Annotated in this window: 1 pseudogene; it reads left to right on the top strand. The window is 64.4% G+C overall.

Features of this window, described 5'->3' with window-relative positions:
• Positions 1-126, top strand: a pseudogene (locus C1I97_RS39135) (transposase); the annotation flags it as partial.
• Positions 127-253: the final 127 nt, after the last annotated feature.

Here is a 253-nt window from a genome sequence, read left to right as displayed (position 1 = left end):
CTCGATCCGGTCTACCCGGTCGTCTTCATCGACGCCGTGCACGTCAAGATCAGGGACGGTCACGTCGCCAACCGGCCCATCTACGTGGCCATCGCGGTCACCGCCGACGGCTACCGCGAGATCCTCGTGTCGGCGTACGGGCTTTTCTCTCCAGGTGCGTACAGACGAACGTCCCCAGCTGTCAGGCCACGTCGGTCTCTCGCTCGATGGCCTTGAGGCGGTTCTTGAGCCGGTAGCTGGGGCCATTGATGGC

It is taken from the genome of Streptomyces sp. NTH33 (genome assembly GCF_003236365.1).
Taxonomy (GTDB): domain Bacteria; phylum Actinomycetota; class Actinomycetes; order Streptomycetales; family Streptomycetaceae; genus Streptomyces.
This window is presented reverse-complemented; position numbering and strand designations above follow the sequence as displayed.